Below are 14,684 nucleotides of genomic sequence, written 5' to 3'. Positions count from 1 at the left end.
TTGATAACGATTTTGAAACAAAAGTGTGGTGTGATTTACTTATGCGCGGTCTCAACTGAATCCGCCCCAGTGATTGCTGTCTGTTGACGGCAACCGTGTTTTGAGAGCCATCCCATGCGTCCATTGACTGCCCCCGTGTCCCACCGACTGCCGCCTCTGCGCCGGTTCCTCCCGATTGCCTCTGTTGTGGGGGCCCTCATTCTGGGAGCCGCTCCTCCGGCCTACTCGCAGCCGCCGGCGGAACCTGCCTCGACCGTTCAGGACGCTGAAACGGCCAGTACACGAACCACATGGACCGAGTCCGGTGTCCTGCTCCGTGACCCGATGACCCGAAACGTCCGCTCCGGTTGGGGAAAGGCCCCCAACGGAGTCCGCTATACCTCCAGCTGGAATCCCGCGCTTTCCGTGGCATCGGGTACCGGCATCGTGGAGATCTTCAAGCCCGGAACCTCGCGCACCATTTCGGCATCCACCGCACCAGCAGTCGATGTGCGGGCCAGTGTGAGTACCAGGACAAAAAACATTCCGACCTCGGGTGGAGGTATCTACTCCTCGCTGCAGCTGCGCACTCATGGCAATGCGTACTATCAGAGCCGGTTGCGTTTCATGCCCGGAGGCAAACTCGGTCTGCTCGTCACCCGTGTATCCGGAGGAACCGATACAGTGCTCGCGGATACGTTGCTGCCTCTTCGCGTCCGTGCTGGTCAAAACGTTTCGGTGGAGTTCGAAGCATTTGGTACGTCGAGTGTGGGGCTCAAAGCCCGCGCTTGGGTGACCGGAACCACGAAGCCCGATTGGCAAGTCACTGCCCGCGATAGCTCGCGGCAACGCGTGACTAAACCCGGAACTACCCGAATCAGCACCTATGTGTCCTCCGGTAGTCAGGCTGCCACCGTGGCCTACGACAATCTCGACGTACGCACGTACAAACCGAAGACCGTGGTTCAACCGGTCCCGGCGCCCAAACCAACACCGGCCCCCGCACCGAGGGAGTTGAAGGCAGGATCGGCGCCAGTCGGTTCCACCGCGTACGCAGTACCGTCCGGTGCCGTCGTGGTTTCTCCCAAGGGGAGCGACGCAGGCAAGGGCTCGGCTGCCTCGCCGTACCGTTCCTTGGCCCACGCAGTCAGTGCTGCAACATCCGGACAAACGATCGTCCTTCGCGCTGGGACTTACCACGAGAAGGTCACAATTCCTGACGGGAAGCGCCTGACCATTCAGCCCTACCCTCGCGAGGCGGTCTGGCTGGACGGCAGCAGCGTGGTCGATGGATTCACCAGAACCGGCTCGGCGTTTGTTGTCAATGGCTGGAAACATGAGTTCGATCCGAGCCCCACCTACACGTGGGGCGCCGGCGATGGGCACGAAAATGGCTGGACGTTTGTCAACCCGAAGTATCCAATGGCTGCCCACCCTGACCAGGTGTGGATCGACGGGGCTGCCCAGCGGCAGGTCTCTGCCCGGGACAAAGTCGCCTCTGGAACATTCTTCGTCGACAATGCCTCCGACCGACTGTATCTGGGTAGCAACCCGGCAGGAAAGACGGTAAGTGCCAGCACTCTGGAGAAAGCCATGAGCATCCGATCGGCAGGCACCACGGTCCGCGGGATCGGGATTCGCCGCTATGCTCCGTCGGTCCCCCACATGGGAACTCTGACCGCAGAGCAGTCCGGCATCACGCTGGAGAACCTTGTCATCACGGACAACGCGACCACTGGTTTTGCCGTTGGAGCCGCGAATAACACGGTGACAAACGTGACTGTGGCACGCAACGGGATGCTCGGTGCTACCGCCACTTATGCCGACAACCTGAAAGTCCGAGGGCTCAGTGCCACCGAAAACAACCGCGAACACTTCAATTCTTCCCCTGTGGCGGGAGGGCTGAAAGTGGCCCGAACCCGCGGAGTGAATATCAGCGGAAGCGAGTTCGTCAAAAACGACGGCACCGGCCTCTGGTTCGACGAGTCCGTCTACAACATGCAGATCAGCGGGAACAACATGTTGGAGAACAGCAGCCACGGTGTCTCTGTGGAGATCTCCGCAAAGGCGGTGCTCATCAATAACGTTATTGCCGGCAACGCTGGCCACGGAGCCAAGATCAACAACACCAGTGACGTGCAGGTATGGAACAACACGTTCGCCGCCAACGGTCGCGCCCTCAATATTGTTCAGGATGACCGACGAGCAGCGAACCGCAGCACGCCCGGCCACGACCCGCGTCAGGCGTTCCCCGATCCAACCATGACCTGGCTCAATGGTCCCGCCACAGTACGAAACAACATCATGGCCGATGCCAAGGCATCCGCGAACTGCCTGCTGTGCGTGGAGGATTACTCGCACGAGTTCTCCGCCGAACAAATGAATGTCACTGCCCAGGGCAACGTCTATCACCGGGCATCCAACTCGGCTCCGAGATGGAGCGTGGTCTGGTCCAACGGAGCAGGCAACCCGTCCGTTTACACCACGGCCGCCGAATTCAGGCGAGCCACAGGCCAGGGCGGAAGTTTTCTGGAAATGACCGGACAGAGTCCGGTCGGCCCCGGATACACCCCATCGACGGCTGTGCGCTCCAAAGCCGCGTCCGTCGCAGTGCCACTGCCCGCGTCGCTCGCGCACCTGGCCGCTTTGACATCCGGTGTACGTCATCTCGGGGCCTTCTCCCGGTAGGACATATCCGTCTCGGCCCACGGGCCGAGACGGCCGGAAGCGGCCGGTTCAGAGTGCGCCGCCAGTTGGCTGTCTTCATGAGTCCCTAAACCGTATCTGGCCGCCGGCGGGCGTTCGACGGCGAGGGCAACCGTGAGGAACACGACGAACATCACGTTGTCGCCGATCAGTCCGTTCTCAAGGACGCTGCGGGCCAACACGAACACCAGAATTGGTGTCGTCAGTGATCGTAAGTCTCGAGCCCCGAGGCTGCGCAGGACCACCAACAGGCACAGCAGGACAAGCAGCGAGGCTCCAAGTGCGCCAGATTGCGCAAGCATGGAAATCCAGCTCGAATCGAGAACCTGTTCCTCCCAGTACTGACCTTTCACTGCCACCGTTTTGACGGCGAGACCGGCACCGATCCACCACTGCCAGGTGTCTCCAGGTGTGTTCAGTACGGCAGACCAGGCGATGGTGCGTGAGTTCAGGGTGCTGATGGACGCGCCGTCCTGCCGGATGGCTAGATCCTGCACCACGTTGCTGAACATGAGGACCGCGAACAGCACCGGAGCCAGAGTGATGAGCCATACCGCCACGGATACTTTCAATCGCCGCATATGCAGGAACACCATAAGGGAAGCCACCAACGTTGCCGCTAAAGCCGTTCTGGAGCCTGTGGCCAGTAAAATTAGTGTCAGCAGAGCGAACGCCACAGTGGTCCGTAAACGCATCCGTCCGAGCAGGATCGAATGCAGGCACGCCAGTGCTGGCAGTGCACAAAGCATGGCAATTGCATTGGGACTCAACGGAGGCACGACGCCGGCCAATCTGCCTCCTGCAGCCCACTCTCCGATCCCGCTTGTCGCGGAAAGGAGCCCAATGCCGCCCATGATGGTGAGCAGCGCCCGGATGACCAGGTCCGCCGGATAGGTCCGAATGAGTGCTGCTGTTGTCAGGGTCAGCAGCACTACGCGGACGGAAAGCACCCAGGAGGCTCCGGTGTCTCCGGCCGCTAGGGCTCCGACGCAGGAGATGGCGATGATCGCACCGATAAGCAACAGGACAGCACCGCCCATGGGCTGGCGTACCGGGCTTCGCAGCAGTGCTCGAACCGCAAGGTACAGGGCAGTCATCTGGCATGCCGCTTTCGCGATCACCACAAGATCAGCACCGCCATCGTAGAAGACGCCCTGTCGCCACGAAACAAGACTCGCGACAATGAGCAGCCACACCACGTACAGCCTCGCCGGTGTTCTACTTTCCCCCGTACTCATTAGTGCGCCGCCTGCTTGTGCTGTCCGACCGGCGGCATTCCGTAGGTCCGCTGCCGCAGGGGCACGTCGATGAGGACGACGCCAAGGGGAGTTACCCCGAGGGCTTTGAGCTCCAGGGATGCCCGGCCCAGTTGGGTGGATGTTGTGACCCCGTAACTGGCAAGAATCAATACGCCGTCGGCCACTGGGGCCACCAGCGCCATGCCGATGGGGTTCGGGTAGTAGCCAGCGTGAGTGATAACGATTTCAAAGTTGTCGGCAATTTCTTTGACGACGGTGCCGGCCCGTCGTGTGATGTGGGTGTCTCCTGGGCTGATGGTGTGGATTCCCCTGGGGACCACGGTCAACGGTCCGTCGTCGACCTTGTAGGAGGCCTCGGGTAGTGCCGCCTTCTCGGCAAGAACTTCAGTGAAGCCCAAGTGGTCAACATGTCCGGGAAAGGCTGGCTCTCCGGTCGAATCCAGATCCAAAGCGCATACACTGCGTCCAGTCGAGGCAAGGAACCGTGACGCACCGCGCAGCACCGGGCCGCTCCCGTCCGAAGGACTGTCTCCCGCCGAGGTCAGCAGCATCACCCGCGGCAGCTGACCCGATGTCCGCAAGAGGACGGAAGTCCACAGCTCCCGATAGGCCAGTTCGTTGGTGTCTTGATGTTTAGTAACTCTGCGATTAACCGGCTCTTCAGCTATTTGTGCCAGAACCGGTAGCCCAGTGGCACTCTCTACATCTGAGGGTGAGCAAATTCGCCTGCTATACCGCGAACGTGCAAGTGCCACTAGCATGCCTACGGACAATCCAGCCAGAGCACCGAGCGCCAGATTGACAGCGATGTTCGGAGATTTAGCCCAGCTGGAGGCAACCGCGGGGACAGCGACCACGGGCAGTACCGCGGTGGTCTGCGACGAGCCCGAGGACTCTACATCCTTGATGTGGTTAACCAGGCTGCTGGCGACAAGATTGGCAAGCAGCGCTGCTTTGTCGGCGTCGTTGGCGTCTGCTGTCACCTTGACATAAACGGTTTCCGTGGGGTTGGTGGCACTGACGCTTGCCCGGATCTCGCTCTGCGACATGTTCAACTCACGGTTGGCTTCCACCGGATTCAGAACTTCAGGACTATAGACGAGGTCAGGGTAAGACTTCACCCGCTGCATGCTGAACTGCGAGTTCTCGTAGGATGAGCTGGTGCGCGAATCCGCCGTGATGAAAACCATGGCGTTGGCTTCGTAGATTTTAGGCATCTTCCAATTCACCAGCGCAGCTGCATCCACGGCGAGAAAAATGATGAAAGCAATCAGGAGCCAGTGCCTGCGGAAGGCCTGAAGGTAGTCAGTTAGTTCCATGCCCGCACCTCCCTGTACCACTTGCCAAGCGCCAGAACCAGGAATGCCGTGTTCGCGAGAGCAAGCAATGTGTAGACGGTGATGAAGGCTGGCGGAAGCCAGAGCAACACAAATAGTAGGCACATGAGGCCAAAGTCCGTCGGGAGCACTGTGAGCGCGTAGAGGGGCGATGAATTTCCGTCGCCCTGCAGCAGCGTCCCATGATCGCGCCGTCGGCCACGCCGCAGCTGATCGGTGAGAATCATGGCGAAGAATTGGACTGTGACCACGGACTGAAAGAGCAGCGGAACCAGTAGCCACAGGTCCCCGACGTCGTAGTGCTGCCACCAGCACAGCAGCACAGCCACATGGAGCGTGGCGATTTTCACGGCGTCCACCACGTGGTCCAGCCACTCACCAGCCGGAGATCCAGTCCCGGTGAGCCGGGCGAGTTGTCCGTCCGCTGAATCCAAAGCGTAGCCGAGGGCCAACAACACCGCGATGACGAGGCCCGTCCAGAGTTCAGGGGTGTGCAGCGCGAGTAGGAGGATCGCTGAGAACGTACACACCGCACTAAGGAACGTCACCTGGTTTGGTGTCATCCCGCGGGCGTAGGCCGCTGCGGCAAGATACCGGCCCAGCCTTCGATTAACGTACCGTGAGTATGCAGGCGCGCCCTTGGAAGTCTTTTGCGAACCGCCAAGATCCAGTAGTGCCTGTCGGTACATTGGCGGAGCCCCAGCTCTCGTGGACATGGTTATTCCTTTCGTTGATTTCCTGCCAGCTGCCGACCCTTTACGGGGACGGCAACCGGTGACGGTTCGATGACTGGTTCCGCTGACCATGCGGATTCTGGGCGCCTGCGCGCGGACGGGTTTCGAGTGGAGGTGCCACTGACCAATGATTTGGCCAGCTGGAGGTAGCCTGCGGCGACCTCGTCCCAGCGGTACGTCTCACGCGCCCGTTCCTGCAGCTTCAGTCCGCGATCGGCGGCCAGCTGCGGGTCGGCGTCCAACGCTTCGAGCGGCCCAACAACCGTTGCCGCATCCCGGAAGTACGCTCCGGAGCCCTTGCCCAAAACTTCCCGGTTGAACACCACGTCATAGGCAATAACGGCAGTCCCGGCACCCATGGCCCTCAGCAGCGAGGGATTGGTTCCCCCAACTGAATGGCCGTGAAGGTACGTACGTGCATGGCCGTAAAGCTGGTTGAGCAGCTCTTGATCCCATACACCACCCAGGAGCCGCACACGCGAATCCTGTTCCGCTAGCGCCCTGATACGGGCGCTGTGTTCCTCGGCGTAGGGCGCTGACCCCACGACGACCAGGGGCAGCGTGGCTTCGCTGCGAATGTATCCTTCGAGAATCACGTCAACGTGATTCTCTGGTTCGAATCGGGCCACGACCAAGTGGAAGCTATCGGCTTCCAGCCCGTGTTCCTGGAGCTTGTGCGAGGACTGCGGGGGCAGTACTGGCGCCCCGTACGTGAGCAGTGTTGTGCCCGCTCCGAATTCGCTCGAGTAGTAGTCGGCGATTCCAGTGGCGTCGGCTATCAGGGAGTCAGCCCAACGCACCGCTAGTTCCTCGGCCTTCCGGTAGTACTTGCGTCCCTTTCCGCCCCATTTAGTCCGGCGCCATTCCAACCCGTCGACGTGCACAGCCACCGGGGTACGCCGAAGCCGGCACAGCGGGATGAAAGGAGCATTCGCCGCATTGAACATGAAAATTGCGTCATAGCGGCGTCCGACAAGCAGATGCAGAACCGAGAGCGCTGTGTGACTCAGCGTTTCAGCTGCTTTGAAGCGAAGAGCAGGCAGGTGCACCAACGTCATGCCCAGATATTCACGGCTTCGTTGCCCCGAAGCGTTGCGGCAGTAGACGGTGACCTCTGCCCCTTGAGAGACAAGGCGCTGCCCGATCTCCTCCACGGCGGTTTCGAATCCGCCATACTGCGCGGGCACCCCTCGGGTGCCCACCATGGCAATCCGCAGCGGACTGGCTTTTGCCTGACGGGCTCTCCTTCGCAGAAGGATATTCTTCATTGTGTGTCCCCTGTTCATGGTTGCGTCCGACCGGCCCACACGTTGTCCCAGAGGGAGTGCACGGGGGCGTTGGTTGAGCTGCCGGACAGATATGACTTGAAACGAATCCGGCCAGGAGCCTGCATTGCAGATGTGTTATCCGAGGCTGTCAGCTGCCATTGAACAGGCTCTGCGGCTCCTGCTTTCCAGATCTTTGCGCGCAGCGTTGTTGGTGAAGTGCCCACGGCCTGGACCCGAAGAGTCAGCTGGTCGCCCGGCTGGTAGCCCAGACCGGAGATGACCGTCTCGTTGGTCAGGTACGTCTCGCCCCGATTGAGGCTGATCGCAATGTCGCCGTTGGCCCGAAAACGAACTTTGGCTAGATAGGCACCCTCTCCGGTCACATCGCGGACCATCACGTAATCGTAAATTCCGCCTCCGGTGGCCGCCTTGTCATTGCCCAGCCCCACCCGAATTTCGGTGTCCGTCGAAGAGACCGAGTTCAGGTACGCCGATGGTCCGGATCCTGGACTGGCCATGCGGATTCGGCCCACGCCGCCGTCTACTGTGAACGTCGACGACGATCCGAAGTAGCCGTATGCGCCGCCCGTTTCCGCCGACGCCCAGCCGTTTGTAGCCGTTCTCGTAAAGGAGTCCTTCACGTAGGCCAACGGCTCCGGATCGGGGTCTGCCACTGTGACGGTTCGAGTGATGGAGTTGGTACCACCGGAGTTATCGGTGACGGTGAGGCTTACTTCTTGGTCTCCGGCTCCCGCATATGTATGTGCTGCCGTTGCTCCCGTGGCGGTAGCCCCGTCACCGAAGCTCCAGGTATATCCGGTTACTGTGCCGTCCGGATCACTACTAGCCGCAGCATCGAAGGTGACCTTGAGTCCGTTGACGGTGGAGGTAAATTCCGCAGCCGGTAGTGCATTGCTGATTTCGATGGGCGAACTTGTTGTTGATGTCGCTCCACTGGCGTCAGTCACGGTGAGTTGCACCGTGTAGGTTCCGTCCTCACCATAGGTGTGGTCCGCCGTCGCGCCCGATGCTGTGGTGCCGTCGCCGAAGTCCCACTCGTAGGAGGTGATGTTGCCGTTGCCGGAGGTGGATCCGCTACCGTCGACAGCGATGGATCGTCCAGTGACGACGGTTTCGATGCTGGCTACTGGTGCGCTGACGCTCTCCACCACCACTTCCTGGCTGACTGTCCCCTTGCCACCAACGTTATCGGTGACCGTCAGAGTGACGGTGAACTGGCCAGCTTCCGCGTACGCATGCGATGGTGTGACGCCGGTGCCGGCAGTCCCATCACCGAAATCCCATTCGTAAGCGGCGATATTGCCTGCTGGTGCACTAGAACCGCTGGCATCGAATACGGCTGTAGTGCCATTCACCGAAGAAGTGAATGCCGCTGAAGGTAGCTCAGGCGCAGGGGCGGTCACCGTGACGTCAACAGTGTTGGTTGCCGAAGCGCCTCGGTTGTCCGTTACCGTCAGGGTCACTGAAAAGGTTCCGGCGTCAGCGTAGGTGTGCGACGCCGTTACCGACGTAGCCGTTGCCCCATCACCGAAGTTCCAGGCGTAACTTTCGATCGTTCCGTCAGGATCGGTCGACCCCGCCGCATCCACGGTAACGGCCAGATCCTGAACCTCCGACGTGAATGCTGCTGCCGGCCCCTGGTTGGCGGCGTCAACAGTGATACTGGTGGTCGTTGAGCCCGTGGCCCCCAGTGCATCTGTGACCGTCAGGGCGACCTCATACGTTCCGGCAGCCGCGTACACATGATTCGCTGTCTTACCCGTGCCCGTGGTTCCGTCACCGAAGTCCCAGGCCCAGGCGGCTATGGTGCCATCCGAGTCCGTCGATCCCCCGCCGTCAAACGTCACGTCCAGCGCTGAGATCTCTGCTGTCAGAGACGCCGTCGGCGCCCCATTGGTCACGGTGATGTCCTGCGTCAACGACGTCGAATCGCCGTCGTCGTCACTGACCTGCAGAGTTACCGAGTAAGTGCCATCGGCTGCGTAGGTGTGCGACGACGTCGCCCCAGTCTCTGTAGCTCCGTCACCGAAGTCCCAGCTGTAGGCGGCAATGGTGCCGTCCGCGTCTGCGGAACCCGTTGCGTCAAACGACGCGGCCAGTCCAGTGCTCTGTTGTGTGAACGAAGCCGTCGGGAACTGGTTGGCCAACTCAGTTGTCACGTCCTGCGAGAGCGTGGTTTTGGCTCCTGCATTATCGGTGACCGTGAGTTTCACGGTGTACGTTTTGACGCCGTCGTACTGGTGCTGGATGTTGTCTCCTGTGCCGGTTGTGCCGTCACCGAAGTCCCACTCCCAATTGGCGATGGAACCATCTGGGTCCGTTGATGATTCGCCATTGAAGACCACGTTCTGACCGTCCACCGCTGACTCGAACGCGGCCGTCGGATTCTGGTTGACCAAACCACCAAAGGCGTAGTGCGCTTTCACCCGTTCATGGCTGAGTTCGTGGGTGTAGACAGCAGCCTCATCGATGGCGCCGTTGAACCAGGAACTCGCCGAACCCCAGGTGCGGTCTCCGCCGATCCGCCAGTAACCGGTGTACGGTTCAGCGCCGGTCTCCGGATCGGTGCCTTTAAGGACGCTGTCGACATACAGCTTCATACCGGTCCCGGATTGTGAGGCCACCACATGGTGCCAGGTGCCATCGTTGAACGCGCCGTCAGTGGTGATCGTGTGAGTGGTTCCCGTGTACGTTCCGAACACCAGCTTCCCGTCATCCTGCATGTAGACGTGTCGGTCGTAATTGGAAGAGAGGCCGGAGTTTGAATTACCGAAACCGATGATCTTGCCGCCACGGTCCGTGGTGGTTTTGAACCAGGCTTCTACTGAGTAGACGCTCGGATTCGTCACCGATTGAGTGGCTGCAGCCATGGCGTCGGAACCGTTGAAACCGAAGGCCGTACCGCCGGAGCCTGGAATAGCTCCTGCCACGGCCTTGGTCACGGTGCCCTCTGTCCGGGCGTCGTTATTGGACAGGCTGGTGTCCGCGGCGCCCGTACTGGAGGCAGCGTCGTCGAGCTTCCAGTAGATGGACGGATCATCGGCGTAGACGGCCTTGCCATACTCATCAGTGGGAGGAGCCGGAATGTCCGCTGTCCTACCGCTGGCGTTGTAGTGCGCAGCGACGGTACTCCGGTCCAGCACGGTCGGGTAGATGGCAACTTCATCGATGTCTGCTGCAATGCCAGTAGACAAAGGACGGCTTGGCCAACCGTTCAGGTTGTCGTGTCCGATCCGCCAGTAGCCGTCGTAGGCCTGACCCTTGGTGGTATCCGCACGCTGGCCCACCCGCACGCCGTCAATGGAAAGTACCATTCCCTCAGCACCCATTGACGCAGTCACCAGGTGCCACTCATTGTCGTTGTACGTCTTGGCTGTGTTCAGAGTCGAGGCCTGTCCGGTCCACACTCCAAACCAGATCCGGCCCGAATTATCCATATATACATGCCGGTCATAGCTGCCGGAGGAGCCGGTGCGCGAATTCCCGTACCCGATGATGCGACCACCAAAATTGGTGCCGGTCTTGAACCAGGCCTCTGCTGTGAACGTGTCCGGTGCTGGCTGCGAGGTGCGTCCGGTGATACTGGCCGACGACGATCCGCTGAGAACCGAAGCGGCATTGCCTTCAACAGCACCGCCTGCCCCACGGCTCACGCCGTTGCCAGCATCCGCATCCGAGAAGCCTGCATGATCGTAGACCACTGGCCCGGTTGGTTCATCAAGGCGGTAGTAGGAGGTGGCGCCATCGGTCTTGATCATGGTGGCATAAGGCCCCGTTTGGGCATCGCTAATTGTCAGAGGCTCTGAGCGGGGACCAATGTACTGGTTACCCGAGGGGTCGCTAACCCTGATCCGGTAGGTGTGCGTTGAACCAACAGGAAGGTCCTTGTCCACGATCCCGAGGCTCTTGCCCTTCCACCAAATGGATGCCTGCTCTACCGAACCCACGGGCGTCAGACTGTTGTCCCTGAGAACGTCGTAGGTGAGCGTCTCATCGTCGTAATCCCAGGTGGTAGGCCATGCAACGCGGGCCGTACCGCTGGAGAGCGAAAGTACTGATGGCTTGAGGTCAGGGGTGTACTCGGGCCGGACTTTGTTCGGTGCCGTGTCGCGGTTAGCGAAAACAGCCAAGCCCTGTTGATTTGCACCGTTGACCCTGGTGAATTCACCGGCTGTGACAAGGTACGTGCCGTTGTTGTCCATGGCCCAACCACCCTGATATTGCCCGGTGTAGAAACCGGTATTGATGCTGGGATACCAATGCAGCAGTGTGGGCACCGGCTGGCCCGAATACGAGCTATTATTCGACGGCGGCGCCTGATCCGTTCCGGTGGGATAGATGGTCTCAGCGAGCGCGCGCTTCCATACCTGCGGATTTTCCTCGGGGAATCCCCCCACTGAGGTGCAGTCGTGGGCGTGGGAAACGCTGTACATGACCTTGCCCATGACCGTGATGTCAGTGCTGGCTCCATAGCAATTATCCAGCCAGACGAGGTCGCCGGTATCGAATTTAGCGGCGAAGCGTCCGTCAAACCAGTGTCCGCCCATGCCGTTTGCGGAGGCGTAAACAACACCGTCGCGGAGAATCATGTTCGTGACCCAGGAGGTGTTGGTCCCCTGCGTGGCGGGGATAGGTGTGCTGGCCCACGCAATCGTTGCGCCGCTTGAGCCATCCACGGCACCGATCCCGATCTTGCGCGCACCGTTGAGATTCTGGAACCGGCCACCGACTACCACTCGGCTGTTATCCGCCGTGGCCAGCACTCCGTGGACAATATCGTCCGTGGTAGGAGCCCACGGCAGCCTCTCGGCATTGGAGCGTTTCAAGGCGGCAAGGTTGGAGCGGGACTCCGCCCCTACGCTGCCGAAGGAGCCGCCGATGTAGACGGTGTCCGCGGTGATGGAGATGGCCAGGACTGTGCCACCGACGCTGGTCTGAAAGTTCGGGTTCAGCGCGCCGTTGGCCATGCTGAAGGCTGCGATCTTGCTACGAGCTTGACCGCTGGCTGCCGTGAAGTCGCCACCGACGAACAGTTGGGTCTTGTCCGGGCTGATGTCCACGGTTCGGGCCTGCGCATTGAAGTTGGGGTTCCAGGGAAGGATCGTGCCGCTGGGGATGTCGAAAGCCATGGCGTTGTTCCGGACAACTTCCCCTGCTCCGCCGACAGCTACACCAGATGGCCTGGCCCGGGTGAAGGCTCCCACTGCGTAAGCGGTGTTGCCGTTGACCGCAACGCTCCAGACGACGCCGTTGATCTGCGGCGTCCGCAGGAGGTCGGCGCTAACGGTGGCTGGCAATGGCGCGGCGGCTTCTGGTTCGCCAGCGGCCATGGCCGGCATCGCCGTCGCGAACGTTGCGACGAGGGAGAAGGATGCGAGCACTGCCAGTGCACGTTTGAGCAGAGTGCCGCGTCGAGTGCGGGTGAAACCGGGTGCCGGATTCTTATACATGGGTGCCCAACTGCCTTCCGTGCAGTGATGTGGTGAAAGTGTTGTCCTCGTCGACGCGTGCGAGTGGCGCCAACAGGAAGAAGCGGAGAGCGATGCCACCGGCGACTGAACCGATAGCTGCTACAAGCGGTGCCAACTCGAAGGCGCCGGTTAGCTGTAGGACCACGACGACGGCGCCCAGAGACACTGTGGTGTCCAGTAGCCGGATCGTGAAAACCCGCCGCGGACTGGCACGGACTGCGGCCAGGGCGCCATAGGGTGTGACGGCAGCGGCGGAAGTCGCATAGGCGAGCCACCCGAGGACCGCCATGAAGTCCGGGTCACTGCCTGTGAGCAGCTCTCCGGTCACTGGAAGTGCGGCCAGCGCTACAGCGGTGATCGCCATTGTCGCGAGCAGCAGGATCACCACTCCGCGGTCGGCTTGAGCGAGCATACGGCGCATGGAAGACGTCTTGGCTCGTGCGAACGAGGCGAACAGATAGGAGGACATTCCGCCTACGCACAGCATGGCGGGCGCTGCGTAGATCCTGGCGATTTCCAGTTGACCTGCTGCGGCAAGGGCCACGATGAAGACCAGACTGAGGCGGATGCCGGTCATCAGTGCCGGTCGAAGAGTTGCCTGCGCCGCACGCCAGCTGCCGTATGCGGCAACGGCGCGCCAGTCGGCCTCCCGCAGCGGGACGAGGAACCGTTCAGATGCAGGGATGAGCAGGATCGAGCAGACGGTCGCTCCCAGGCGCCCCAACCCGAATCCGAGGAGGAAGGCGGCCAGACTGAGTTGCCCAGATCCGGCCCAGAGGACGATGACGACAACGCCGATGACCAGCGACACGGTGTCGGAGACGACGATGCGGGGGAAGAGAAGGTTCGCCATCAGCACTCTGCGCATGATCTCTGCACCGACAAAGGTTGCGATCAGCACTGAAAGGAGCAGCGATTCCACCGGCGATGTGAAGCCCGTGATGAGGCAGATGAAGGGCACGACGACGGCGGATCCGCCGCCCAGGATGAGGAGCCAGAGTTCCAGCCCTGCACGCAGCGGGCGTGACGCCCGATCCAGGACGGTCAGGGAATCTCCGACGAAACCGCTGGCTAGCGCTGCACAGAGTACTAGCACCCCGTAGAGGACCGCGAGTCGGCCGAGTCCTTCTAGGTCTAGTGTCCGGGCAGCGATGGTGAGCATAACGAAGCTGCCGGCCGCTTGACTGGACTGTGCGCCGAGGGCACCTGCGGCTCCCCGAAAGCTGAAAGGCAGCGTTGATTTCACGGTAGGTCCCCGGTGAATACCGCGGGCTGGTGAGTCCCGTTGAGATCGAGGTAGAGCGTGCCCTTTGCTGCATCGGCCGGAACCTGGAATGCGTAGCGGGCTTTCTGCTCCTGGCCAGCGGCGACGGTCCCGGACAGATCCTGTACTTCGACTCCCGAGTACAGGGGTGCCGCGGCAATACTGGCGTCCCCATAGACCATGGTTGGAACCACAGTTGAGACGTCGAACGGCTTCTTCGAGCTATTTCGCACGGTTACGTCGATGACTACGTAGGGAGCTCCTTGGACAATGCCAGCGCCCTCTCCCTCGATGGTTCCGTGCAGAAACCCGCCGGTGCTGACGCTCACGCCATCGGTGAACTTTACTGGCTTCCGAAAGTTCGCCTCGGCTGCCTTGACTCGATTTTTGGCCGCTGACTTACCGCGCTCCACGGGTGCCGGGGCGGATTCTTTCGCCTCAAAAGCCGGCCCCCCTTTGGGTCCTGTCGGATCGCCCGGCTCCGGCGTCGGCTTGGGGTCTTTTACTTTGTTGCTGTTCTGCCCTTTGATCTGACTTGCTGCCTGATCATTGGCTGTCGTGCCGGGCGACGCTGAACCTTTCACGGACGGATCGGTACCGGCTGAGCACGAGCTCAAGAGTGCAGCGGTTAATAGCACCGCGGCT

General features: G+C 61.0%; 8 protein-coding genes. 1 reads left to right on the top strand and 7 read right to left on the bottom strand.

Features of this window, described 5'->3' with window-relative positions; genetic code table 11:
- The first annotated feature begins 135 nt into the window (after positions 1-135).
- Positions 136-2,667 (top strand): right-handed parallel beta-helix repeat-containing protein, encoded by a 2,532-nt coding sequence (locus JOE65_RS15460; protein ID WP_205162413.1) that lies wholly within the window; start codon positions 136-138, stop codon positions 2,665-2,667.
- On the opposite strand, the gene JOE65_RS06285 is transcribed toward JOE65_RS15460, so the two are convergent.
- Genes JOE65_RS06285 through JOE65_RS06255 form a run of 7 tightly spaced genes read right to left on the bottom strand, consistent with a single transcriptional unit; the run spans position 2,643 to position 14,623 of the window.
- The gene (locus tag JOE65_RS06285; protein ID WP_205162412.1) at positions 2,643-3,923 is read right to left on the bottom strand and encodes an O-antigen ligase family protein; all 1,281 of its coding nucleotides are present in this window, start codon (positions 3,921-3,923) and stop codon (positions 2,643-2,645) included. The two genes, JOE65_RS15460 and JOE65_RS06285, sit on opposite strands and share 25 nt — an antisense overlap.
- Positions 3,923-5,263, bottom strand: a complete 1,341-nt coding sequence (locus JOE65_RS06280) for a Wzz/FepE/Etk N-terminal domain-containing protein (RefSeq protein WP_205162411.1) — start codon at positions 5,261-5,263, stop codon at positions 3,923-3,925. The genes JOE65_RS06285 and JOE65_RS06280 overlap by 1 nt, the downstream gene beginning before the upstream one ends.
- Complete coding sequence (locus JOE65_RS06275) at positions 5,254-5,997, bottom strand: CDP-alcohol phosphatidyltransferase family protein (protein WP_205162410.1); 744 nt, start codon at positions 5,995-5,997, stop codon at positions 5,254-5,256. Before JOE65_RS06275 ends, JOE65_RS06280 begins: the two co-directional genes overlap by 10 nt.
- A 2-nt stretch (positions 5,998-5,999) precedes the next feature.
- Positions 6,000-7,283, bottom strand: a complete 1,284-nt coding sequence (locus JOE65_RS06270; RefSeq protein ID WP_205162409.1) for a DUF1972 domain-containing protein — start codon at positions 7,281-7,283, stop codon at positions 6,000-6,002.
- A 14-nt stretch (positions 7,284-7,297) separates the two neighbouring features.
- On the bottom strand, positions 7,298-12,754 hold the full coding sequence (locus tag JOE65_RS06265) for a PKD domain-containing protein (RefSeq protein WP_205162408.1): 5,457 nt from the start codon (positions 12,752-12,754) through the stop codon (positions 7,298-7,300).
- On the bottom strand, positions 12,747-14,021 hold the full coding sequence (locus JOE65_RS06260) for a hypothetical protein (protein ID WP_205162407.1): 1,275 nt from the start codon (positions 14,019-14,021) through the stop codon (positions 12,747-12,749). Before JOE65_RS06260 ends, JOE65_RS06265 begins: the two co-directional genes overlap by 8 nt.
- On the bottom strand, positions 14,018-14,623 hold the full coding sequence (locus JOE65_RS06255; RefSeq protein ID WP_205162406.1) for a DUF4352 domain-containing protein: 606 nt from the start codon (positions 14,621-14,623) through the stop codon (positions 14,018-14,020). The genes JOE65_RS06260 and JOE65_RS06255 overlap by 4 nt, the downstream gene beginning before the upstream one ends.
- Positions 14,624-14,684 lie beyond the last annotated feature (61 nt).

The organism is Arthrobacter roseus, from assembly GCF_016907875.1.
GTDB classification, from domain to species: domain Bacteria; phylum Actinomycetota; class Actinomycetes; order Actinomycetales; family Micrococcaceae; genus Arthrobacter_J; species Arthrobacter_J roseus.
Note: the sequence above shows the minus strand (reverse complement) of the source record. Positions and strands in the feature narration are given on the sequence as shown.

Excerpts from the sequence above, each read along its gene's own strand:
- JOE65_RS06275 (WP_205162410.1), bottom strand. The coding sequence starts at position 5,997 with ATGTCCACGAGAGCTGGGGCTCCGCCAATGTACCGACAGGCACTACTG.
- JOE65_RS06280 (WP_205162411.1), bottom strand. The coding sequence starts at position 5,263 with ATGGAACTAACTGACTACCTTCAGGCCTTCCGCAGGCACTGGCTCCTG.
- JOE65_RS06270 (WP_205162409.1), bottom strand. The coding sequence starts at position 7,283 with ATGAAGAATATCCTTCTGCGAAGGAGAGCCCGTCAGGCAAAAGCCAGT.
- JOE65_RS06265 (WP_205162408.1), bottom strand. The coding sequence starts at position 12,754 with ATGTATAAGAATCCGGCACCCGGTTTCACCCGCACTCGACGCGGCACT.
- JOE65_RS06285 (WP_205162412.1), bottom strand. The coding sequence starts at position 3,923 with ATGAGTACGGGGGAAAGTAGAACACCGGCGAGGCTGTACGTGGTGTGG.